The following is a 24470-nucleotide window of genomic DNA, read 5'->3' as shown; positions in this document are numbered from 1 at the left end:
GTGAAGCTCTCCCACTGCGCGGTCAGCGCCAACTGCTCAGAGGTGCTCAAGGTGTCGAACGACTCGGCGACCAGCGCGGACAGCTGCTCGGCCATCCCCGCGATTACTTCGCTCATACGTTCGAATCCCACACTGCAACGCTAACCCCACCCACCGACAAACCAGCCCCACCTGTGACCCCTGAAACCAAAGAGACACAAGTGAATTCACGCGAAACTATGTCGTGAGGCCCTTCGGGGTGAACGGTGCAGCTTCACCACGCTCGACCGCCTCACCATGCTTGGCGGCTGCCCGATCGAGCAGTTCGATGAGGGCGTCTTCGTCACGAACCATCTGTCGGTACTTGGGGCCGAGCGCGAGGATCTGATCGCGCTCGCGAAGAAGCGCCTTGAAGATGCGTTCGCGCTCCGCGGCGCTGCTGGTGTACTCGGAGTCGAGATAGGCGCGAGCGTGCCTGCGAGCGTTGGCGATCGCGGTCTGGGCAGTTCCTCTCTTACTGAACAGCGATGCGACGACGGTGACGACGAGGACTCCGATGATCACCGAGAGCGAGAGGCCGGTGCTGACCTCCACGACCTTGACGGGTTCTCCGTCGTTGATGAAGGGCACGTTGTTCTCATGCAGCGCATGCAGAATCAGCTTCACACCGATGAACGCCAGGATTGCCGCCAGGCCGTACGACAGATAGATCAACCGGTCGAGCAGGCCATCGATGAGGAAGTACAGCTGCCGAAGGCCCAGCAGCGAGAACGCCGTCGCGGTGAAGACGATGTAGACGTTCTGGGTCAGACCGAAGATCGCCGGGATCGAGTCCAGGGCGAACAAAATGTCGGTGCCGCCGATGGCGACCATCACCAGCAGCATCGGTGTCATCGCGCGCTTGCCGTCGACCGTCGTGAATAGCTTGTCGCCGTCGTAGTTCTCGGTGGTGTGGAAGACCTTCCTCGCCGTCCGAATGATGATGTTGTCGGCGGTGTCAGAGTCACTGCTGTCGGGTGTGAGCATGTTGCCCGCGGTGAGCAGAAGGATCAACCCGAACGCATAGAAGACCCAGGCGAAGGTGTTGATCAACGCCGCACCGAGAAAGATGAAGCCGGTACGTGCGATCAACGAGAACACGATCCCGAACAGCAGCACCTTCTGCTGGTCCTCGCGGGGCACGCGGAAGCTGCTGATGATGATCAAGAAGACGAAGAGGTTGTCGACCGACAGCGCTTTCTCGGTGATATATCCCGCGAAGTACTCGCCACCCGGGTCGACGCCTCCGACGACCAGAACGCCGACCCCGAACAGCACCGCGATCCCTACGTACAACGCGGACCAGATCGCAGCCTCTTTGAGGGTCGGGACGTGAGCCTTCCGTACGTGAAAGAAGAAGTCGAAGGCCAGGAGTCCGACGATGCCGACGATCGTCAGTGCCCACACCCATCCGGGTACAACCATGCGTTACTCGCTATCCCTCACCGGAACCGACTGCACCTAGGGGTGCCCGCAATGGCCGGTTCGAACCCTCGACGGGTCTGCACCCCGCCGGACCGATGCCCCGAACCCCACGCATTACGGTTGGTCGAGCACAGCTATCACGATAGACAGGAGAACGTCGGAGATGACGATTCTGGACCGCTTCCGACTCGACGACAAGGTCGTCGTCATCACCGGCGCATCGTCCGGGCTTGGAGTGTCGTTCGCCGAGGCGGTCGCACAAGCCGGCGCCGACGTGGTGCTGGCCGCCCGACGTGTCGAAAAGCTAGAAGCCACAGCAGAACTCGCCAGGGCCGCGGGCGGGCGGGCACTCAACGTTCAAACCGATGTCGCAGACCCCGATCAGTGCAGGGCGCTCGTCGACGCGGCAATGCAGGAGTTCGGCCGCGTCGACGTGCTGGTGAACAACGCCGGAGTCGGCACCGCCGTGCCTGCCACCCGGGAGACACCCGAGGAGTTCCGCAGGGTCGTCGATATCAACCTCAACGGGTCGTACTGGACCGCCCAAGCGTGTGGACGGGTGATGCAGCCGGGCAGTTCGATCATCAACATCGCCAGCATCCTGGGTTTGACCACCGCGGCGCTGCCCCAGGCCGCCTACAGCGCCAGCAAGGCCGCGATCTTCGGCCTCACCCGCGATCTCGCCCAACAGTGGGGCGGGCGCAAACGGATCCGTGTCAACGCCCTGGCACCGGGCTTCTTCAAATCCGAGATGACCGACGAGTACAGGCCTGGCTATCTGGACCGCACCCTGGCCGAGCGCGTCGTGTTCAACCGCTTGGGTGAGCCGCACGAGTTGTCGGCCGCAGTCGTCTGGCTCGCGTCCGAAGCGGGCGGCTACGTCACCGGTCAGACCATCGTCGTCGACGGTGGGGTGACGATCACGTAGGGCACCGCAACACTTCACCTTCGCTTCGGTCACGAAACGCGTACAGGACCGTCCGCACCGCCGTCACGGTGATTCCATGGATCCCGGCGGCTCGCAGACGACGGGCCGGAAGGTTGTCTATGGGTTCGCTCGTGCCGTATTGGGTGGGTCTGCTGGTGGTGGTCGCGATCCTGAGCGCGATGGGCGGGTTCGCCGCGTCGACCGCTATGCGGCGGAACAAGCGGCATGCGCGGCGCATCTTTGTGCTCGGCGCCTGCTGTGGATTCCTGGCCGGCGCGACGGCTGTCGGGCGGCACGGTGCTGTTGTCAGAACCCGAGCTGTGCTGCGGCGCGCCGGGATTCAGTCGTTGTCCAGACTTGGGCTTACTTCGCGACCGCCTCGGCGCGCCGGCTCTCGATAGGACGCTAGGCCGAGCAGCAACCGGCGGTTCGAGTCAGTTCGCCCCGGCTTTTCGTCGCTTACGCTCCCACGGCCACGTCATCAGGGCCCACGCGGCGACGATGATCGCCACTTCGACCGCCACATACATCGGCCACGGTCCGAACACGTCCAACAACGACGCGGTCGGAGGCTTCCTGTTCAGATAGCCGTAATTCGTGCCCACGACCGCGTTGAAGGTGAAAGTCACCGCTGCCCATATCAGGGTCACGACTACGGCGAACCGGTAACTGCGCCATCGCGGACGCATGCCCCGTCCCCAGGTGAGATAGACGGCCGCCCAGACCGCGAAAACGTGAAGTACGAAGAACGTGAGAAACAGGTGATGCGGAAAATCCGGCGCACCCTCTCGAGGTGTTCCCACATCCGGTGTGAGCAGAGCCTGCGAGCTCAGGAGCAGGCACCAGTAGTACGTCAACGCAAAGGCCCAATGGCGTTGTGACCACAGCGCATAAGCCGCGGTGAGCTCGGCGATGTCACACAGTTGTATCGGAACGGACGTTTGAATGTCGGGCCGGATCAACTTGTAGACCAGGGCCACCACGAACGCCGCGACGATCAGCAATGCGAACACGCGCGAGAACATGCGCGCCTGCGCCTCGCTCTGTCGGCGACCCAACCAGATCAGCAGTGCGGCCCCTACCGCGAAGATGGCCAGCACCACCAGGTGTGATGGTCCGTATGCCTCGAACTGTCTTTGCGCGTAGTAGAACTCGGTCATCTCCTGCTCGTTCAGCGAGGTCTGGGGGTCGGCTGCGTGCCGCTGTACAGGTCCAGTGTTCGCGCGGTCACCGTGGCAAGTTCTCCTTGGAGGTTCGAAAGCGGTCTGCTACCGCGGATGTGTATGGCGTTGGTCAGCAGGACCACATACGTGTCCGAGGCTGGATCTATCCACATCGACGTCCCGGTGAAACCGGTATGCCCGAAGCTTCCGACGGGGAAGAGGAGTCCGCGCGGCCTGGAGTGGCCGGTGTCGATGTCCCAACCGAGCCCACGCAGATTCTGGCCATCGATCGCCGGATAGTTCGGGGCCAATAGCGGATTCGGGTTGGGCGCCACGGCGATGGCCTCTCGGACGGCATTGTTCGCCGCCTCCACCTGTCCGGGTGAGTGCCCCGGTTGTTGGGGCGTGGTCATCACCCGCAAGGTCTGCTGTGTCAACGGAAACGTGCTGGGACGGCCGGCGAGCCGGTCGAGCAGTGCCTGCGCGAAGATGCTGATGTCACGCGCGGTCGAGAACACCCCGGCATGCCCGGCGACACCGCCCATGCGCCGTGCTGTCGGATCGTGAACCGTGCCGCGCAACGGGAAGTCGAGATCAGGATTGCTGCCCGGCTGGGCTCTGCCCTCCTCGTCAAGGGCTGTCGGGGCGACGCGTGGCAAAACGTCTATGTCCCAGGCGTCTTCGGGACAAGTGGCCGGCGCGGGCGGTTTCGACGTCGACACCCACGCGATCGCGGCTCCTCTGATCTGGTGCGGTCCGCATGCCTTGGTCGCGGGCAGGTAGCGGGTGTCCTCCATGCCGAGCGGCGCGAAGACGTTCTGCTCGACGTAGACGTCCTCGGACTCGCCGGTGATTTCTTCGATCAGCGCTCCGAGCAGGATGAAGTTGATGTCGGAGTAGCGGAACGCTTCGCCCGGCGCCGACTGCAGCGGCGTGGTGAGCGCGCGACGAATTCCCTCAGCGCTGTCGGGGGCGGTCAGGCCCCACGGGTCCCGCAGGTCGATATCGCCTGCGATACCTGACGTGTGGGTGAGCAACATGCGCAGCGTCACCTCTGACCGCTGGGGATCGCGAGCGCTGTTGAAGGCGGGCAGATAGTTCTGCAGCGGTTCGTCGAGTCCGACCTTGTTCTGCTCGTAGAGCTGCATGATGGCGGTCGCCGTTGCGAGGCCCTTGGTCAAGGACGCGAGATCGAAGACCGTGTCCTCGGTCATCGGCTCGGCGGGTGCGGGGATTCCGTCGAGGCCCGGTTCGCCCGTCAACTTGCGCGAACCGTACGCATGGTGAACGACGAGCTTGCCGCGGTGTCCGACCGCGACCACCGCGCCGGGCAATTCATGTGCAGCGATCGCGGTGTTGATCAACTCGTCGACCGGCGCCAGCCCGGGTGTCGGGATGGTTGGGGTACGGGTCGGCGTCGGCGACGGCGTCGCCCGCACACCGGAGTCCGCCGGCGGATGGTCGATCGCGGCGCCGCACGCCGCAGAACCTGTCAGCGCTAGCACGACTGTTGCGATGGCAAGGCACCTCGACAGGGACCGCTTGCCGTGTATGGCGAGTCGGGCTGCGGGCATGGCCACCTTGTCCGGTCGAATGTGCGGGTGCGACGCCGCCGGGTACAGCTGCGTAGCGGTCATCAGCATAGGGCGGCGGCGTTTCGGCCCAGAGGAATCAGGCACACAGGATTCAATCGACCGGCACCCGTGCTTCGTCGATGTTGTTAGCATCGCGCCGTGCAGGACTCCCCGAAGTCACCCGGTCGTGGCGGAGGGCACTCTCCTTCACGACGCGAACTCCTCAAGTATGCCGTCGCCGCGCCACCGCTGTTCCTCCTCGGGGCAGCGGCTGCGACGCTTTCCGGCCCGAGCGCGTCGGCGGCGCCGCTGCGGCTCGTCGACTTCGCGCACAGGAAGGTCCCGGCCGATCAGCTCAAGGCGGCCGGCTTCGACGGTGCGCTGGTTTACGTCTCCGAACTGCGGCCGGGCGCAGACTTCGACTTCAAGCCGGTGACCCGCGAGTATGCCGACTCGCTGCGGGCCGAGGGTTTGCACGTCGTCAGCTGCTACCAGTACGGCAAGCCCGGGTGGCCGACGCCGTCCGATTACACGCGCGGCTATGACGGTGGTGTCGCCGACGCCCTGACCGCCCAGCGATTGCACAACGCCGCGGGCGGTCCCGATTCGGCACCGATCTTCTTCAGCGTCGACGAGGACATCGACGACCAGACCTGGGAGGACGTCGCGCTCGAGTGGTATCGCGGCATCAACTCGGTGCTGGGGGTGAACCGCACGGGCCTGTACGGGCACGCCCGGGCGTGCTCGTGGGCGATCGCCGACGGCGTCGTCGGCCGCTCGACCAGCGACGGACATTGGTGGGTGTGGCAGACCAAGGCGTGGTCGGCCGGCGAGCGCGACCCCCGGGCGGTGCTCTATCAGGCGGTGGTGATCGGCCCGTCGGAGCCCGGTGTGCCCATCGGAGACACTCACGTCGACGTCGACGAGGTCCTGGCACCCGACTTCGGCCAGTGGGATCTCGACCGCGGCTGACCGTGCCCGTTACCAGAGCGTTTCGCCGTCGTTGCGATGAATTCGGCGCGGGAGTGTTCGCCGCGGGACCGCATTTAATACTCTGCTGACATGCCGGAGCGCGTACCGGCCGGGGGGACGGTCATCAAGCTGATTTTGTGCTGCACGCTGGCCGGGGTGCTGGTGGCGGCGCTGATGTTCCCGTTCGCCGGCGGGTTCGGCCTGTTGTCCAACCGGGCCTCCGACATCGTCGCCAACGGTTCGGCGCAGCTGGTGGAGGAAGACGTCCCGCAGGTGACGACGATGGTCGACGCTGCGGGTAAGCCGATCGCTTGGCTCTACAGCCAGCGCAGGTTCGAGGTCAAAAGCGAGCAGATCGCCAACACCATGAAGCTGGCGATCGTCTCGATCGAGGACAAACGGTTCGCCGAGCACGCGGGCGTCGATTGGCAAGGCACGCTGACCGGTTTGTCGGGTTATCTGTCGGGCAACCTGGACACCCGCGGCGGGTCGACGATCGAGCAGCAATACGTCAAGAACTTCCAGTTGCTGGTGACCGCGCAAACGAACGCCGAGAGGCGCGCCGCGGTCGAACTGACGCCGGCGCGCAAGCTCCGTGAGATGCGGATGGCGTTGACGCTGGACAAGACATTCACCAAGGCGGAGATCCTCACGCGCTACCTGAACCTGGTGGGGTTCGGTAACGGGGCGTTCGGGGTGCAGGACGCGGCGCAGACCTACTTCGGGATCAACGCCTCGCAGTTGAACTGGCAGCAGGCGGCGCTGCTGGCCGGTCTGGTCCAGTCGCCCGCCTCGCTGGACCCTTACGTCAATCCACAAGGTGCCCTGCAGCGCCGGAACCTGGTGTTGGACACCATGATCGAACACCTCCCCCAGCACACTGACGAACTTCGATCCGCCAAGTCCGCGCCGCTCGGTGTGCTGCCCCGGCCCAAAGAGCTGCCGAGCGGGTGCATCGCGGCGGGTGACCGCGGCTTCTTCTGCGAGTACGTGCTGGCCTATCTGGCCCATGCGGGGATCAATAAGGAACAAGTCGCTCGTGGCGGCTACCTGATCCGCACCACGCTCGACCCGACGATCCAGTCGTCGGTCAAGCGGGCGATCGACAAGGTCGCAAGCCCCACGCTGGACGGAATCGCCAGCGTGATGAGCGTCATCAGGCCGGGTAAGGACTCGCACCGGGTGCTCGCGATGGCCAGCAACCGGAACTACGGCCTGAACAAGGACGCGGGGCAGACGGTGCAGCCCCAACCGTTCTCGCTCGTCGGCGACGGCGCAGGTTCCATCTTCAAGGTCTTCACCACCGCAGCGGCTCTCGAGATGGGCATGGGCATCAATGCCCAACTCGCCGTCCCCGGATCCTTCCAAGCTCGGGGCCTCGGCAGCAGCGACACACCCGGTTGCCCCAAAGAGACGTGGTGTGTGAAGAACGCAGGCAACTACCGCGGGTCGATGAACGTCACCGACGCGTTGGCCAGCTCGCCCAACACCGCCTTCGCCAAGCTCATTCAGCAGGTGGGAGTGCCGCGCGCAGTCGATATGGCCGTGCGCCTCGGGCTGCGCTCCTATGCCCTTCCCGGAACAGCGCGGGCTTACGACCAGGGCAGCAATGAGAGCCTGGCCGAGTACATCAAGCGACAGAACGCCGGATCGTTCACCCTGGGACCGTTCCAGCTCAATGCCCTCGAGTTGTCGAATGTGGCCGCGACGTTGAGCTCCGGCGGAATGTGGTGCCCGCCGAACCCGATCGACAAGATCACCGACCGTCGTGGCGACGAGGTGACGTTCACCGCGGAGAAGTGCGACCAAGCGGTCCCGGAAGGGTTGGCGAACACGCTGGCGAACGCGCTGAGCAAGGACGACAAGGGCGGCGGTACGGCCGCGGGAGCAGCGGGTTCGGTGGGCTGGGATCTGCCGATGTCCGGGAAGACCGGCACGACCGAGTCTCACCGGTCCTCGGGGTTCCTGGGCTTCACCAATCAGCTCGCGGGTGCCGTCTACATCTTCGACGACTCCAACTCACCGTCGGAGATCTGCTCGTTCCCACTTCGCAAGTGCTACAGCGGAGACCTGTACGGCGGTAACGAGCCCGCGCGCATCTGGTTCGAGGCGATGAAGCCGATCGCGACCAATCTCGGGGAGGTGCGTCTGCCGCCGACCGATCCGCGCTATGTCGAGGGCGGTCCCGGCAGCGAGGTGCCGAACGTGACGGGCATGAACGTCGACAGGGCCCGGCAGCGTCTGAAGGATGCCGGATTCCAGGTCGCTGATAAGACGACACCGGTCAACAGCGGGGCCGCTTATGGTGCGGTGGTGGGGACCACGCCGAGTGGTCAAACCATCCCGGGCTCCATCGTCACGATCAACACCAGCACGGGGATAGCGCCGGCACCGCCGCCGCGCCCGGAGGAGCCGCCGCCTCCGCCGGGTGTCCCGCCTCCGCCTCCGCCACCAGATCCGATGGTGATGCAGATTCCCGGTCTGCCGCCGTTCATCTTCGGGCCGCCACCGCCGCCCCCGCCACCTGCTTGACGCGGGTGGGGTTGGAGGCCTGCCGGATCTACTCGGGCGTGAGTTGTTCGGAGTCCGCGAAAAGCAGCGTGCCCTCGTCGAGCATCACCGCCCACCGACGGGCGGGATCGGCGATGTGGTTCGAGCCGATATCGACACCCACGGCGGTCATCTCGCCGAAGTCTTCGACGATGACGCCACGAGCCTCGGCGTCCGTGTCCGGGTTGACGCGGACACGGACGTCCACGGCCAACTCCGAGTCGTGGCCTTGCTCCCGATCGTCGACGCTTTGATCAGCCACCGATTCCTCCTGACGCCCGTCAAGAATTTGCGTGGAGGTCAGTGAATCACGATCGGCGTCGTCTGACCGGGTAAATCGGAGAAACTTCGGTTTGCGGACAGCGCCTGTCTGGAGCGGCCGCACCCTGGGCACCCAGAACACCGCCCAGCACTGTCCCCACTGGGGGCAATACCACCGATCGTGCCCGCCGATTCTTCGGCTTCGCCAGAACCTGCGCCGGGACTGTGATCCGCCCAGGTGAGTTCGGAGGGCGGCGGCTGACACACCGCGTCGTCAATCGCCGCCGGAACCACTGCTGCCTCTGCCCGGTTACGCGCGAATAATTCGCTGGCAGCGAATATTTCGCGCGTAGCCGGGCATTAGGGGTAGGCAGTCCGCCGGGGTACCTGAAGCGGCCGCGTAGCGCCTCTGCTCGTCCACTCGCGGCCGCAGCGTCAAGCGCGCTCGCGGGTCCACTCGCCGATGAAGCGAAGTATCTCCGGGATCTGATCCATCATCTGGCGCCCGAAGTAGCTTTCGATCTTGCCGCCGACGATCGGGATCTTGACTTTGACGGTGCCGCTGCACTCGAGGCGCTTTTTGTCGGGCGTCGGCGTCATCTCGATGGTGCCGCGGCCGGAGCCCGGTGCTCCGTGGGCGCGGACGTGGATCATCCCTCGCACCTTGTCGCTACGGTCGACCGTCCAGGTCTCGCTTTGCACGAGTTCCACACCGCCGGGGTACAGCTTGCCAAGGACACCGGGCAGCACCGTGTTTCGCAGGTCTTGGGCGACCGTCACCCGTACCTCGCCCCCCACCTCGACGTCGAATGAGCGCAGTTCTGCGGTGCCGTTGTGCGGTTCCAACCGCGCCAGCCAGTATCCCCGCTCGGAGAACGCGGCCTGGATCTGTTGGACGCTGACCGCGGATTCGACTGTGCAGTCGAATGACTTTGACATGTCAGAAGGCTATCGCCCTGCGGGCGGCTCGTCCGATCATTGCCGTGCGGCGGTGATCACGGTGAACAAGTCGGTGATGCGGTCCTCAGCGAGGAAGGACAGCCCGGCCAACTGCCCGTTCTGCCGCGCTTGGGCTTCAGCATCCAGCGCGTCATGTCCGACCGACACGCCGTCGTCGTCGGGCCACCGAACTTCTGGCGAGTAGGTCTTGGCGATGGCTGCCCTGCGGCCATCGGCACGCGGCCGATGTGGACGTACACAGGGATGCGGATGGCGCTGATCGCGGGGTTCACCCACTGTTCGGGAAGTGGTAGATCCCGAAACCAGTCGCGGCGACATCCGATGCCTCGATACGAGACCGAAACTCGCTGAAGACCACTTCTCGTGGCTTCTCCAGGCTCGGATCGTTGGCAAGCACCATGGTCTTCTCCGGGGTCCCGTCGCCCACGATTCCCGTCACGACCTGTGCGTGCGTCATACCGTTGGTCGTCATGTCCTCGTCGGCCACCACCCACAGGGGGCCGGTCTTGAGCAGACGCTCGATACCGCGAGGTACGTACTTCGCAGGCCCGTCGGCGACCAAGCCGAGATCCTGCATCAGATCTGGCAGTTGGGAATTGGGGATGGCTTGCTTGTCCTTGAACATCTCGGACCATCGCACGTTCAAGCGGCCCAGAATCTCGTCGATCGATGCGATCTCACCGTGACGCCACGCATACATCATCGCGGCGGCCGCTGCCCAGCACGTCAGGAGGTCCGGTTGCCGGATGAAGGGCACCACCGGCTCGACCTTGAAATCGACTCGGCCCGAGTTGTCGCCCGACTTCACGCTGACCGATCCCTCGGGCCTGCTCACGTTGACTTCACCTGACGCGCTGGATGTCGCGCGGTCGAGGAAACGCTGAACTGCCGAACTCGATGTGGGGCGGCCTTGTTCTGATTGCCGGTCCCCTGCCGACCCGAGCAGTGCCTGCTGCGTCAACTCCTGTGCGCCCTCCTCGTCGAGGAGCCCCTTCTTCTTGGCGTCAGCGATCGCCTTCAGAGTCCGGTCCATATCGCCGTTGAGGAACTTCTGCTGCGCGAGGTCGGCCGCCCGTCCACCGAAGAACTGAGCGGTGTCCAAGGCCGTTTGGAACGCTGCAGCCGCATTCTGCTGGTTCAAGTCCAGACCGGTGATGTCCTTGAAGAGGTTGGGCGTGCCGATGAGATTCATCGCGGCGGCCAGCGACGCCGGCGCCGGCAGATCCGGCGCATTTTGGATTCGCACCAACGGCGACGCAAAGGGTGACGGCGTCAGTGTCGGCTCCGCGGAGGCCCGACTCTCGGTCGAAACGTCTTGAATGCGTGGCGGATCGTCGGGGCATGGCGCCTCCTCCCACCGCCAGAACCGGGTCTCATCAGGCGTCTCGCACGAGTTGCAGGCGCCCATGACCGCTTCGGCGAACACCCCGCGCGTCGGTACGCTGACGCGCACCGGCGGTATCGGTGTAGTCGGTCGATAGGCGTCGAAGAGTGTGGCCCTGTCCGACTCCGCATACGTGGGGTCGAGGTGGTATCCCGGCGCGACCGGCAGCACCAGACAATTGCCGACGATTCCCAGGACCCTGTTCTCGCACACGCTCGCAACGCTTTTGCCGTTGGCGCCCGGCGCCGGAACGCCGTCGAGCAGTATGTGTCGCTTGTTGCGATCCATCAGCATCCACGTTGCTTGGAGGTAGTGCTCGACATTGCTGTTGAGATGGTCGAGCAACTTCTCGGCGAGATCACGGTCACGCGCGCGCGGATTCGACTTTTCGAACGAGTCGAGGCTGATCGCAATGTCGACCCGGTCAACCGAGCTGAGGTCGTTGTTCACACGGTAGTCATTGAACAGATCGCGCGACAGATGGTCGGTCCGATACCGGGCCGAACCCCGCTCGACGAGCACGCGACCACCGACCGGAAGACCGGCCGTGGTGGTGATGCGGAACGTCTTTATGCGTGCCCGCACGACGTTCGGAATGGCGCTCTCGGGACGGATACTGACGAGCAGCGCGGATCCCTGCTTGAACCTGCTAACCAATGTCGTGTCCATCGCGAGCGGTTGAGGCGCGTTGTTGTCGAGGATCAGCTCGTACCGGAATTGGTTGACCAAACGCTGCGCGATCCTCGGTGCGAGCTGGCTGTTCCAGACGTGGTCGCGATTCTCGGGCCGCTCGAGGCCAAGGAAGGTGAGCCAGATCCGCTGGGCCGCTTGAGGTTGTGTCTCAGTTGCGTCGGCGGGCGTCAACAGCCCGTGGTAAGGCACCCACTGCGCGGCGTCGAACTGCTGCGTGTCCGCGGTGTCTGCCGGGCGCGGGAGGTCGAAGGAGATGTAGAACTCGCCGTCGAGATAGCGCACCTCCTCGTCGGCGTAGCGTGCCGGTGGGTAGTCAGCGTTGGCCCAGTTCGACTGCACACGCTCGAGCGAGTCGAAGCCACCGGCGAGCTCGGCGCGGCGTAGCGCGGCCAACAGCGATTCGCGCCAGCGCAGCGCACGGTCGCCGTTGAAGTGGCTGACGGCCATCGGAACGAAGAGACATTCCTGGACGTCGGCGAGTTCGTGTGAGACTTGAAAGTGTCGCAACACTTCGAAGTACTCCATGGTCACCGCGTGACAGTGATTGTGGTTCGCTACGACCTCCGTTTGGACGCGCATCGTCTCGCCCTGCCGCACGGTCTGAACGATGGTACTGCGTTGGCTGCGTGTAGAACTCGCGGCCTGAAGGGTACGGTCTCTGACCTGCTGCAGACTGGACCCCGCAACGTGCCTGGCCGAGTTCTGCCAAGCCGTGGAGCTCGCCCCGCTCGCCCCGCCGCCCCCGCCGATGACCAACGGGCCGATGAATGCGCCGAATCCACCGCCGGCAGCCCACGTCTTGGCCTTCGACCCGCCTCGCATCGACTCGGTCAAGGTGGTGCTGATGATTTCGCTGACGTCCCGATCGCGCGAGATCGTCGCCTGAAGGCTCTCCGCGACGGTGCGCGATTCCATCCGTGCGGTGACCGCGCGGCGGTCCCAGTCGATGACCGCGACCTGTTTCTTCTGGCACGGCGCCAACGGAAGCGAATACAACAGGTCACCGAGCGAATAGCCATCGGCCCGCCATATCTGCTTGAGAGTCAGCAGATGGCCGTGGGCGACAGAGATGGCCTGGTATGTCGTTGCGGTGCTATCCCAGTCGATTGCGTTGCCGGCTGTCACGGGGCCGCGCGGCGCCCCTGCGAACAGAGCGCCGTTTATCAGGTTCGAAGCCGTCTGGAACTTGGACACGCGTTCCGCCTGCGCAACCTGGCCGGACGTGAAAAGGCTTGGTCCCGCGAGCATCTCCGAAACCACCCGTGGTGTGAGGTTGGCATCAGCCAATGCCTCGGCCCTCGCCGCCCTCGCCGGCTCCGCTCTCGAGTCCCGCGCCCGCGTACCGGCCGGCCGCGTTTCGCTGCCCCGCATGGGCTCGGCTTCCGCCTGGAGGAGTTCGGCCCTGTTCGCGACGTCCAGGAGCTTCCTGACGATCGGTTTGGGTAGCACCTTCGGCGGGTCCATCGTGAGGCCCTTGACGTCGGGTTGTGTCGTGCGAACCACCGCGAAGAACGAGAACTCCTCGAGGACGCGATTCGGCGTGGTGAAGTCGACACACTTCCCGCCGAGGTCAGTGGAGAAGGCTTCCGGATTGGCGACGAGGTCTTCCTGGTCGGGCGTGCGCGGTGGCGCGGTCTCGCAATCGCAGTCGGGGGTCTGCGGGTCTTCGGTTACGGGCAGGTCGAGCACGAGGACGACGCGTAGAGGCAGCCGCTCGCTCTCGAGCGTGACAGCACCGGCATCCAAGCCGGATACCGTCGCGAACGCCTGCACGAGCCGATCGGCGGGCCAATCCGCCGAAAAATAGCCGGCGGTAACGGTAGTGGCCGTCACCAGTGCCCTCGGTGTGTCGTTCGTATCTGCCGAGCCCCATATGACGACGGGGAGTCCGGCGGCCGCGGGGTCGCCGGTGGTGCGCAGTACGCGGCCCGCGATCCTGGTCCGAATACCTTCGAAAGGGTCACGACCTTCAGGAAGCGTGACAGGCGACACCGGCGTGACGGCAATCGTCACCGGTTGTCCGATGTCGCTCGCCGCAACTGTGCGTTCGGCGACGGCGGTTCCTGCCGGCGAGGTCACGATGAGTTCGAACGGGCCCATTATCTCTTCGTCCGTCCCCAAGTCGACGGCGAAGACTCCGTCCGCCTCAGGCCGGGCGGTGACGGACACCGGCGACAGCAGGCCTTCGTCCCCTCGTCGAGCCGGCACGATGACCCGTTGGCATATGACCGTTAGGCCGAAGCGGGTGAAGTCGGTCTCGTCGGGTCCGGTCAGTTTTCCCTTCAGCGTCACCATCAGCCGACCACCTGCGGGCCGAATACAATCGGTGTCGCCAATTCCGTTTCGTCCGCGTATCTCACGAACACCCGGTCGCCGTCATTCGGTGTCTCCGCGAGCAGTCCGGCAAAGCCAGAGCCGTCTGGAGCGATGAAGAGCTGGTCGACCCGCTGGTCGCCCACACGGGCCTGCAACGGCACGGCCCGACCCTCGAAGTTCTCCCCCTCGACATACACCTTCATCACGAAGCCAGGAACAGCGCCTGACTCCAGCTCTTCGAAATGACCTCTGTGCACCTGCATTTCGTCACCTCATTGCGAGATCTCGAGCGAATCGATATAGAGGTGGGTCCTATCGGTCTTGTCGACCTCGAACCTGACCTCTCGGACCTTCTGCAAGTTGACACCTCGCTTTTTGAACAGCGCGAGTTGGATTCGGACCGTGTCCATGCGCAGAAGCGTCGACAGCGTGGGAAGTCCGCTGTCATCGAGATACTTGTGGACGAACGGCTTCCCCGGGCCGCCGGGGGGAAAGAACTCGTTTTCCTTCACGACGGCCTCTTTGTTGTCGAAGTCCCTGAGAATGACTCGCAGATGGGCAGGCGCACCCGGAATCGTATCCGTGCGCACGTCGTACCACTGGCCCCACCGGAACACCAGGAACGTGAAGGTGGACCAGTCGGATTTGTCTCCCATCGGATCCGGCAGCGGATCGGTAAACCACAGTGACGACGAGGTCGCTTGCGTGACATCGGCACGGACCACGCCAGTGGCATGCGGTACGTGCGCGCCCTGGGGAGTGGCCGATGTCGTCCCGGGAAGCTGTACGGCGAGGTCCTTGAGGGGCCCAACGGTGCCGATCGCAAGGGTGCGTGCGACCCCGGTCTGGTTCTGTGGACCCTCGAAGTTGTCGATCATTCTCTCTTGCGCGTGGGAGTATTGGAGCGCGACCGTCAGGCCGGATGGCGGCTTGGCGTCGCGTGTGAACCGACGGTAGAGCGCTGTGTCTCCGCCGAGCGTGAACCTGAAGAATCCACCGATGTAGAAGTTCGCAAGTTCCTGGTGTTTCGCATCACCGAGAAGGTTTGGATCGCTTGCTATCACGCGAGGTTCGGTGCCCCAATTGGTATTGAATCGGTTGTGGCAGGCACCTTTCGCGAACACCATCATCTTTCGGCAGTTGGCGCGATCGTAGAGGCGGAATCCGGTTCCCGCCAGGGTGCTGTGGGGGCCGACGCCGCCCTCACTGTTGCCGAGGATGTCGCCGTCCAGTGAGCCATAGACCACCAGGTACGACAGCATGAGCGGGTTGACCGGTTGGTCATTGTTGAACAGGATCATCGCACTGTCCGTGGATGAGCCTGTGAAATCGCTTGGCGCCAGGGAACATACTGCGCTCACGCCGAAGCGCCGCGGTCCAGATGTCGAGGTGGCGCGGGTCTTGTTCAGTTTTGTTGCGCGCACCACAGCGTCACCGCCGCGGGAATGGCCGAGGAAGCCCACGTTGTCGAAGTCGACCATGCCATGGCATGGATTCTTGGCATCGCCGTCGACCTTCTTCTTCCACTCATCGAGGGTTGCCAGGAAGCCGACCGCGCGGGCATCGAGGAAATTGTTCAGCAAGTCATGCATGGTGTTGTCGACGCTGATCGACGCGATGCCGTACTTCGCCAATTCCTTTTGCAGATACTCGAAGCCGTGATGACTCGGCATCGGCTGCGTGATGGTGCTGGCTCGGGCCTCTACTTTGATGGAACCATCGGGCATCTGGGTCTGACCCGTCTGAGCCCAGCCTTGGAAATCGAGGGCTTGCCCGGAGAAGCCATGGAGAATGGCCACGACCGGGACCGGCTTCTTGCCCGCGACCCGATTCGGCTGCTTCGGATCCGCGGGGTAGCAGATGCGGCCGGCCAGCCGAATCTGGAATTTGGTGGCGTCACTCGGGTCCACCCGTGCGTAGACGCCGTCATCGAGCACGGACCGACCCCAGAGCTGGTGGTAAGTGGCCGGGACCAGGTTTGCTCCTATCTGAACAAAGCCAGGCCTGGTGGTCACCAAGCCGTCGAGCAGCGAACGGGCCGTCGACGGCGCCGGTTCGACGAACTCCGTGTGCCCGGGAGACCCGCTGACCGGGCTGACCTGGCCACCGGTGGACAGGCCGATCGATGCCCAGCTGGAGAAGTTCTCGAACTGTGGGACGAACGCCCCGCCCGTGGCCCCTTCCTGTTCCACACCGGGTTCGGGATCCTCGAAGCTCGCCTGCACCGATTCGCCCGGCGTCGTGACCGTGATCTCCCCCTGTGCGCCCTGCGAAGCGGCGTCGATGGCCTTCTGGATCGCAGGGGCGTCCTGCGGAGCCTGCGCAGGCGGCCGGGATTGACCCACCATCGACTGAAGAGCGCTCCGAGTGATCGCGCGGGCCTGTTCGTCGGTGATGAGCTTGGCCGCTCGCGCCTGATCGATGTTTTCCAGGGTGCGGTCGATGTTCTTGCTGGTCTCCTGCTGCATCGCGAAGTCTGCGGCCTTCCCGCCGAAGAACTTCGCGGTGTTCATGGCACCCTGCAGCGCGGCGAGGGCGTTGCGTTGATTGCCTTCCAAGCCAGTGATGTCCTTGAACAGATCGGCGCGTCCGAGAATGTCGAGCGCCTGGCCCAGACCTGTGGGGTCGGGGATGGCGGGGGCGTTCTGGATGTTGATGACCGGTTCGGGCAGCGGCGTCGGTGTGACGTCTGGGGGCGCGGTGGCGCGACTGGCGGTCGACACGGGCTGAATAGGTGTCGGTTCATCAGGGCACGGGGCCTCCTGCCATCGCCAGAAAACGGTGTCGTCCTTCTTCTCGCAGGCATTGCACTCGCCCATGACAGCCTCGGCGTAAACACCGCGAGTGGGAACGCTCACTCGCATCGCCGGCACGGGTTCGGTTGGTGCGTAATGCGCCAACAGGTCGATCGGACGTTCGGCGTCTTGGTTGAAGATCGGATCGAGATGGTGTCCACGCGCCACCGGCATCACCAGACTGTTGCCGACAATGCCGATCAGTCGGTTCTCCAGGACGCTGGCGAGACTCCGTCCGCTGCCGTCCGGCACCTCGAAGCCGTCGAGCAGCATGTATCGGTGATTCGGATGAAAACTCCGAAAGATGATCTGGTGGAACAACTCCAGATGTTTGTTCAGATGTGCGATGAGTTCGCGGCTGCGCTGTCGATCCTCTTCCCTCGGGCTGCGCAGTTCCTGGCGTGACAGCGGTGTGGCGACCACGACCGCGTCGTCGTTGACGAGGTCATTCAGGATGCGCGGTGCGTCGAAGAGGAAATGCGTCAGGTGTGGGGTGCGGTATCGGACGGCGCCGCTCTCGACCAAAATGCGGGCATCCGGTGGGAGCTCGCCCTCGAACCAAATTTTGAATCGGGCGATGTCTTCCCGCGGAATCGACGGCAACCCGCCCGCGGGTCTGATGCTGACGTAGAGCGGCGCGCCCTCGGCGTACCGCGAGACGAGTGTCGCGTCCAAGCTGATCTCGATCTCGGCCCCGGAGGACGTGATGTATGCGAATCGCAGGTTCTGAATCATGTTTTCGGCGATGCGTGGCGCGGCCTCCTCGCGGAAAACCCGATCCCGTTCTGCGATCGCGAGCCGCTCCAGTTTCGCCACCCACCACTCGAAGGCACTCGACCACAGGTACGACTGATACGGACCCCAGTTGTTCGGGACGAACTTTGCTTCGTCGTCGTCGCGGGGGCGCGGGAGGATGAAGCTGATTCGAAGCTCGCCCTCCAACGCCTCCGGGCTCTCTTCGCTGTAGCGGTTCTGCGGGGTGTCGCTGTTCAACCAGCTGTTGCGCACTCGCTGCGCGGAGTCGAACGCGCCACCCAGGGAGGCGTCCAGCAATTCACCTTCCAGAACCTCTCGCCATCGCAGCGCTTTATCCTCGTCGAAATACGTCATCAGCAACGGGATGAGGAGGCACTCCTGCACATCCACGAGCTCATGCGTCAACTGGAAGTGACGAAGGACTTCGAAGTACTCGACGGTAATGGCGTGGCAATGATTGTGATTCGCGACGACTTCGGTCTCGACGGTCATCGTCTCGCCTTGGCTCGACGTTTGAACCACCGTGGCCCGCTGATCCCGAATGGCACTGGCGGCCTGGATAGTCTGATCCCGGATCTGTTGCAGCGAACTGGCACTCAGGCTTCGCGACGAGTCCGACCACGCGGTCGAGCTGGCGCCGCCACCCCCGCCTGCCGCACCCGCGAAGATCCCGAATCCCGACCCGATGAATCCGGCCCCCGCCCCGCCGCCGGCGCCCCAGACCGTGGTCGACGAGCCGCCTCGCTGGCCTTGGTCCAGCGATGACGCGACTATTTCAGCGACGTCGCGATCACGGCTGAGCAGTGAAGACAGCGTCTCCTCTTCCTCGAGCAGCTCCTCGCGAGCCGCGGTTTCTTGCCGCTCCCAGTCGATGACGGCGATCTCTTTCTTCTGACACGGCGCCAGCGGCAGCGAGTACAGCAGATCACCCATCGAGTAGCCGTCCGCGCGCCACGTTTGCTTGAAATGCAGCAGATGTCCGTGCGCCACCGTGGTCGCCTGCCAGGGCAGCGACGAGTTGTCCCAGTCGATCGCTACACCCAGATTCGCGTCCCGGCCGGGCACCGGACAGGCGATGGCCCGGACCAGCTCGGCCAGCTGCTTGAATTCACTAAATAGGCCCACATTGGCCAGGGCCCGCGCCGTCACGTTCTCGGGATATCCGAGGGTTTGCTTTGTCACCGCCGCATCGAGCGTCAGCTTCGTCGCAGCGGAGGCAGTCATTTCACGAGGAATGGCGGGTTCTTCGTTGAGTTGCACCGGTTCGGCAGCGAGATCGACGAGCTCTGCGACCACGCGGGGCGGCAAGAACGGCGGGCGGGTCGGTGTCAGGCCCTTGATCTCTGGCTGCGTCGTCCGCACGACCTTGAAGTACGAGAACTCCTCGAGCACTCGATTGGGCGTGTTGAGGTTCACGCAGCGCCCACCGCCGAGGTCGGTGGAGAACGCGGCGGGATTGCTCACCAAATCGATGGCGTCCGGCGTGCGAGGCGGCAGTGCGTGACACGAACACGGATCCGCTTCGGGCGGCCGGACGTCAAGGGCGGTAAGGAGAATGACGCGACGCGGCAACCGCTTCTGAGGGTCCAACGGGACTGGAATCGGCGCGCCACCGGAGACGGTGCCGAACGCCGACATCAATGTCGTCGAAGGCCACTCTCCGGAGAAGTAGCCCTCCTTTTGTGTCTGGGTGACAACCAGTGGCCTGGCATCGGAGCTCTGCCCGTCGGTATCGCTGATGCCCCAGATGATGACGGGCACAGCTGCGGGCGCGGGCTGTCCCGCGGGGCCCATCACTCGGCCTGTCAGGTTCACGGGACGACCGAGAGTGGGGTCGTCGGTGGGCGTCAGTACGAACGGTTTCAGTTCACTGATATCGAGCGAGATCTCCTGCGCGACCGCGGTCAGCTCGACCGTGGTGCGTCCCGCGGTGGTGCCGTCGGGCGCAAGCGCAGTGAGGTTGATCGGTCCCTGAATCTCGTCTTCGGGGGCTAATTCAACGGCGAACACACCGCCGCTGTCTGCATCGGCACTCCGCGAGACCGGCACCGGGACAACGCTTGCAGCGTCGTCGGGGTCAACTGCGAAGTTCTGTATGAAGTTCGCGACTGCGCGGTAGCCGGCCGGCAGGCTTCCACCCGTTGGCGACTTCAGACGACCCCGCAAGATGAGCTTCTGGTTGGTCATCACCACCCCCGTGAGCCAAGTGACGACTCGTGGTTGCGCTGCATCCCCGACTCGATAACGCTAGACCCAATGTGTGCACGGCGAGGGGGTATGCATGAATTGCGGCTGAATGTGCAGCCATCGCGCGAAAATGCTTCAGCCACATACTCAATGCGAAACCGTGCGAGTTCCGCGTGAGCAAACTCCGGTCGGTTTGCCGTAACCCGCCGGCCGCGCTCGGATCGCGTTCAAAGAAGGGCTGCGCCTCCGCCCCTGCCCCTGAGGGAACTGCTGCGCTCGAACCCGTTCGGCGTCGGCGGCTTTCGCTCCATCCTGGTCATGGTTAACAAGTGGGCCGCACAGTCGCGACAGTTACCTGCATCCCGATCTCGATTCCTGCGATTCGCTGCCACTGCCTTGGCGTCGCGCTCGCCGGGGCCGGACGCGTCGCGCGCACGCGCTCTGCGACCCGGACGCGTGCTGACCTACGCTGGTTGACGTGGTAGCAACGCGCGATGCTGGATCCCCTCTTGGGTCGCGCCGGAGGACAAAGTATTCGGGATTTCAAGGAACGCTGGCATTGTGACTGGCGGCTCGGGTAACTACCGACAGTCATTTCGGCGACACTGAGATGGCGTCGGAGAAGTCGGCAATCAGCGCGGTGATCTCCTCGGCCTGTTCGAGCTGCGGGAAGTGGCCCAGCCCCGGCAACATCGCGACGGTGGCCTGTGGCACATGATCGAGCACCAGGTCAATCCAGGCTGAACTCTGTCCCGATTCGAGCGAGACACGCTCGCGCGCCGCGTCGAGCGTCGTGCTTTGAATCGCGAGCAGCGGGACGCGCACAGAGTCGAGTGCACTCTCCACCTCCCCGGCGTCCCAACCGGCCAGACTTGTCAGCAGATTCCTGCCCAACGGCGCGGGAAAGCCGACCCCTCGATCGACGATCCGGTTCGCCAGAACGGGATCGCTCGACGCGACGAACATCGATTCGAAAAACCGCTTCATGAATCGCCCGTAGCCATCCCCGGTGAGTTCATCGGACATGGCCCGCTCGGCGACTGCGGGATCTCCCTCGGCGATCCGGCTGCCGTCGACGAGTACGAGCCCGGCCACGGCGCCGGGCTGTGTCCGGTACGCCTGAAGGGCGACGCGACAACCCATGCTGTGGCCCACGACGATCGCCGGTGGCAGCGACATCTCCAACAAGGATTGGGCTACCGCAGCGCCATACGTCTCGACGGTGCAGTCCGCCGGTGCGCCCGATACCGAACCGTGCCCCGGCAGCTCACATGCGACGACGGTGGTCCTTTCCTCGAACCAGTCGACCTGGGCCTGCCAGTCCGTGGCATCGCAGGCAAGTCCGTGCACGAAGACCAAGGGTGGGCCGCCGGAACCGGTTCGTGTCGCTTTCATCCTCGGAGCTCCTTTGCTCGAGCACAGGCGCCTTCTCTATCGATGCGCGGGGCGGAGTGGCGACCACTATTGCGCTAGGTAGCCCCCATCGACGGGTAGCACGGCACCGGTGATGAACGAGGCGTCGTCGGAGGCGAGGAAGGCGATGGCGCTGGCGACTTCGGCGGGCTCGCCGATACGGCCGATCGGGTGCATGCGCTCGATCGCCGCCAGATACTCCGAGCCACCCGGCTCATTCGGAAGCTGCTTGACTCGCTCGGTTCGAATCGTCCCGGGCGCAACGGCATTGACTCTGATCCCCCGGTCGGCCCACTCGACCGCCAGATGCTTGGTCAGGCCGGTGGCGATGAACTTGGCGGGCCCGTAGGCCGCCTGCCGCTTCTGCCCTGCCAGTCCGGAGATCGAGGAGAGGCAGACGATGGCGCCGCCCCCGGTGGACAACATCGCCTCGATCGCGAATTTGCACGTCAGGAACATCCCACGCCCGTCGATGGCCATGACCTCCTCCCAGTCGGAGGCGGAGACCTCCAGCGCGTCGCCGAGCGGAATGATTCCGGCGTTGGCGACCAGCACGTCGAGCCGTCCGTAGCGGTCGACAGCAGCCGTGACCATCCGCTTCGCATCGTCGGCGACCGAGACGTCACCGACGACCGTCTCGACTTCCGTCCCGGTCTCTCGCAATTCGTCGGCCAGCGCACGCAGTGGCTCGCTTTGAATATCGGTCACGACCAACCGGGCTCCCTCGCCCGCGAAGCGCACCGCCGTCGCCCGGCCGATGCCGAACGCCGCCCCGGTGATCACGGCGGACTTCCCGAGCAGACGCCCTAGTTCGTGGGTCACCGCTTGGCCATCGCCTTCGTCGACAACGTTGCGAGCCTCCCTTGTGCGCCGACGTCGCCGACCCGGTAGCCGTCAGGCTTGACCTTGCGGTCGCGCGATTGAATCGGAAATCCCTGGGAGACATCACGATCGGACAGTCGCCTCGGGCTGGACGCGCAAAGCCTATGTCCACACGCAGGGGGTGCCGGTCGAAACGGCCAAATTGGCAGGGCGACACCGCGCACGCGGTGGCAACCAGCCGCCGGCCGCGTACCTCAACTTTCGGGTCAGTCCTGCCGGGCGTCTTGACGGTAGGGCGGACCGAGGAATCGCTGCAGCATCCGGTACTCGGCGTCGGGATCCTTCATGGGCCAGGTCAAGAGTGCCAAGAAGACGCGAATCAGCCATTGCTGCGCGAGGGTGTCGGACTCCTTTTGTCCGATCATCTCGGCAGCGAACTGCGCGACGGCCTCAGACATGGGAAGCCAGTCGCTTTCGACGAGCGGATGGGCGGAGCGGAGGGCTTTGGTCAACGGGTCGGACCGGGCGCGCCGCAACGCCAACGCCGTCGCCTCCACCACCCGCTCCGCGCCGGTGAGTCCGCGGATGGCTTCGCGCACGGTTTCGACCGTGCGGGCCGCGTGGATCGCCACGACGGCGTCGCGGATCGCGGTCTTGCCGCCGGCGTGCCGGTAAATCGTGGCGGGCGAGCAGTGCACCTGCGCAGCCAGCGTGTCGATGGTGAACGCCTCCCACCCCTTACGGGCGATCAGGTCGGCGGCGGCGGCGTGTATCCGTCTGCTCGCCTCGGAACCGCGATCTCGACCGACCAGCCAATCGGTACCAGCCACCGCACGCATCTCCTGCTCGCCGACAGGCTTGAAGGTTCAGTCTCTCAGGATGAGAAGAACAGCGCCGATTCTCTCACGAAACGCCGCTGGTGAGGAGGCGTTCGTGAGAAGGCCTTGCCCGACCGCGCCACGAGGAGCGTGTCAACTTCGGCCGGCGCCGTTGACGGCCTCGGCCACAAGACGAACGCTAGGACCATGGCGATCTTGGATGACCCTGCTCAATTCTTCGGAAATGCCGCCATCCAGGACCCGTACCCGCTCTACGAGCAGATGCGGTCAGAAGCACCGGTGCACCGCATCGGCGAGTCCGATTTCTACGCGGTCTGCGGCTGGGACGCGCTCGTCGAGGCGACCAACCGGGTGCAGGATTTCTCCTCAAATCTCACCGCAACCGTGGTCTACGACCACAGCGGCGCGGTCAACCCGTTTCCGATGATGCCGCTCGGCGACCCGGCGCACGCGCTCGCCACCGCAGACGACCCCGCACACGCCGTGCATCGCAAGATTCTGTTGCCGCACCTGTCGGCTAGACGAGTCCAGGTGATCGAGGAGTTCGCGGAGGAGACTACGCACCAGCTGTGGACGGAGTCGGTGGACGACGGACGAATCGAATGGATGAGCGCCATCGCCAACCGTCTCCCGATGAAGGTGGTCGCCCAACTGCTCGGCTTGCCCCACGACGATGTGGACAAACTCATCAGGCTGGGATACGCCACCACCACGTTGCTCGACGGGATCGTCACCCCGGAGCAACTCGAAGCCGCCGGTCTGGCGGCAATGGAACTGGGCGGCTATGTGCTGGAACACTTCGATGCGGCGGGCAGGGATCCACAACCGGGACTGATCAGCGATCTCGCTGCGCGCTGCGCTTCCGGCGAGGTGGAACAGCCGGTCGCCTTGAGTATCATGCTCACGCTCTTCAGCGCCGCCGGGGAATCCACAGCCTCGCTGCTCGGCAGCGCCGCATGGGTTCTCGTCAGCCAACCCGACATTCAGAAACAGGTCCGCGACGATCGTGACCTCCTGGTCCCCTTCATCGAGGAGACGCTGCGATACGAGCCTCCATTCCGCGGCCACTACCGCCACGTCCTGCACGACACCACGCTGGGCGGGGTCGACCTCCCCGCCAACTCACATCTGCTGCTGTTGTGGGGCGCCGCCAATCGCGATGCCGCACAATTCGATTCACCGCACGAGTTCCGGCTCGACCGCGGCAGCGGCAAGGGCCACGTCACGTTCGGCAAGGGGGCTCATTTCTGTGTAGGCGCAGCGCTTGCCCGGCTTGAGGCCCGGATCGTCCTGCGCATGCTGCTAGAACGGACCGAATGGATCGAGGCTGTCGACGTGGGTGACTGGCTGACCAGCATCTTGGTCCGCAGATTGGAACGTCTGGAACTGGCAGTCCGATGATCACGGTTCAACT

At 64.5% G+C, this 24470-nt stretch carries 16 protein-coding genes; 4 read left to right on the top strand and 12 right to left on the bottom strand.

The features are described 5' to 3' along the window. Positions 1–216: 216 nt before the first annotated feature. The gene (locus tag AU197_RS13795) at positions 217–1443 is read right to left on the bottom strand and encodes a TerC family protein (protein WP_064403265.1); all 1227 of its coding nucleotides are present in this window, start codon (positions 1441–1443) and stop codon (positions 217–219) included. Between the two features lie 163 nt (positions 1444–1606). On the opposite strand from AU197_RS13795, the gene AU197_RS13790 reads away from it, so the two are divergent. Beyond that, a complete protein-coding gene (locus tag AU197_RS13790; protein ID WP_064403264.1) occupies positions 1607–2371 on the top strand; it encodes an SDR family NAD(P)-dependent oxidoreductase in 765 nt (254 codons plus the stop codon). Between the two features lie 434 nt (positions 2372–2805). On the opposite strand, the gene AU197_RS13785 is transcribed toward AU197_RS13790, so the two are convergent. Together AU197_RS13785 and AU197_RS13780 are read right to left on the bottom strand one after the other, a co-directional pair. Next, entirely contained in the window at positions 2806–3531 is a 726-nt protein-coding gene (locus AU197_RS13785) for a YwaF family protein (RefSeq protein WP_064403263.1), read from the bottom strand. 11 nt (positions 3532–3542) lie between these two features. Then, on the bottom strand, positions 3543–5108 hold the full coding sequence (locus AU197_RS13780) for a serine hydrolase domain-containing protein (protein WP_064403275.1): 1566 nt from the start codon (positions 5106–5108) through the stop codon (positions 3543–3545). A gap of 159 nt (positions 5109–5267) precedes the next feature. On the opposite strand from AU197_RS13780, the gene AU197_RS13775 reads away from it, so the two are divergent. Beyond that, positions 5268–6080, top strand: coding sequence for a DUF1906 domain-containing protein (locus tag AU197_RS13775; RefSeq protein ID WP_064403262.1), 813 nt, complete (start codon positions 5268–5270; stop codon positions 6078–6080). Positions 6081–6170: 90 nt separating this feature from the next. Next, positions 6171–8612 (top strand): transglycosylase/D,D-transpeptidase PonA2, encoded by a 2442-nt coding sequence (gene ponA2 / locus AU197_RS13770; RefSeq protein WP_064403261.1) that lies wholly within the window; start codon positions 6171–6173, stop codon positions 8610–8612. Positions 8613–8640: 28 nt separating this feature from the next. Here ponA2 and AU197_RS13765 read toward each other — a convergent pair whose 3' ends face one another. The 9 genes from AU197_RS13765 to AU197_RS13725 all read right to left on the bottom strand — a co-directional run bounded on the left by AU197_RS13765 (position 8641) and on the right by AU197_RS13725 (position 23047). Continuing rightward, positions 8641–8892 (bottom strand): hypothetical protein, encoded by a 252-nt coding sequence (locus AU197_RS13765; protein WP_064403274.1) that lies wholly within the window; start codon positions 8890–8892, stop codon positions 8641–8643. Between the two features lie 434 nt (positions 8893–9326). Further along, entirely contained in the window at positions 9327–9830 is a 504-nt protein-coding gene (locus AU197_RS13760) for a DUF2505 domain-containing protein (protein ID WP_064403260.1), read from the bottom strand. A gap of 36 nt (positions 9831–9866) precedes the next feature. Next, positions 9867–10127, bottom strand: a complete 261-nt coding sequence (locus AU197_RS13755) for a hypothetical protein (protein ID WP_064403259.1) — start codon at positions 10125–10127, stop codon at positions 9867–9869. After that, a complete protein-coding gene (locus AU197_RS13750; protein ID WP_064403258.1) occupies positions 10120–14223 on the bottom strand; it encodes a papain-like cysteine protease family protein in 4104 nt (1367 codons plus the stop codon). Before AU197_RS13750 ends, AU197_RS13755 begins: the two co-directional genes overlap by 8 nt. Beyond that, the gene (locus AU197_RS13745) at positions 14223–14507 is read right to left on the bottom strand and encodes a hypothetical protein (protein ID WP_064403257.1); all 285 of its coding nucleotides are present in this window, start codon (positions 14505–14507) and stop codon (positions 14223–14225) included. Before AU197_RS13745 ends, AU197_RS13750 begins: the two co-directional genes overlap by 1 nt. A gap of 9 nt (positions 14508–14516) precedes the next feature. Then, positions 14517–19187: a hypothetical protein gene (locus AU197_RS13740; protein WP_231744926.1), complete on the bottom strand. Its 4671-nt coding sequence runs from the start codon at positions 19185–19187 to the stop codon at positions 14517–14519. A gap of 1386 nt (positions 19188–20573) precedes the next feature. Then, entirely contained in the window at positions 20574–21377 is an 804-nt protein-coding gene (locus AU197_RS13735) for an alpha/beta fold hydrolase (RefSeq protein ID WP_064403255.1), read from the bottom strand. Positions 21378–21443: 66 nt separating this feature from the next. Then, entirely contained in the window at positions 21444–22217 is a 774-nt protein-coding gene (locus tag AU197_RS13730; RefSeq protein ID WP_064403254.1) for an SDR family NAD(P)-dependent oxidoreductase, read from the bottom strand. 266 nt (positions 22218–22483) lie between these two features. Further along, positions 22484–23047, bottom strand: coding sequence for a TetR/AcrR family transcriptional regulator (locus AU197_RS13725; RefSeq protein WP_156434416.1), 564 nt, complete (start codon positions 23045–23047; stop codon positions 22484–22486). A 195-nt stretch (positions 23048–23242) separates the two neighbouring features. Here AU197_RS13725 and AU197_RS13720 point away from each other — a divergent pair, with 195 nt between their 5' ends. After that, positions 23243–24457, top strand: coding sequence for a cytochrome P450 (locus AU197_RS13720; protein WP_064403252.1), 1215 nt, complete (start codon positions 23243–23245; stop codon positions 24455–24457). Positions 24458–24470 lie beyond the last annotated feature (13 nt).

The sequence above is a fragment of the Mycobacterium sp. IS-1590 genome (assembly GCF_001500025.1).
GTDB lineage: Bacteria > Actinomycetota > Actinomycetes > Mycobacteriales > Mycobacteriaceae > Mycobacterium.
This window is presented reverse-complemented; position numbering and strand designations above follow the sequence as displayed.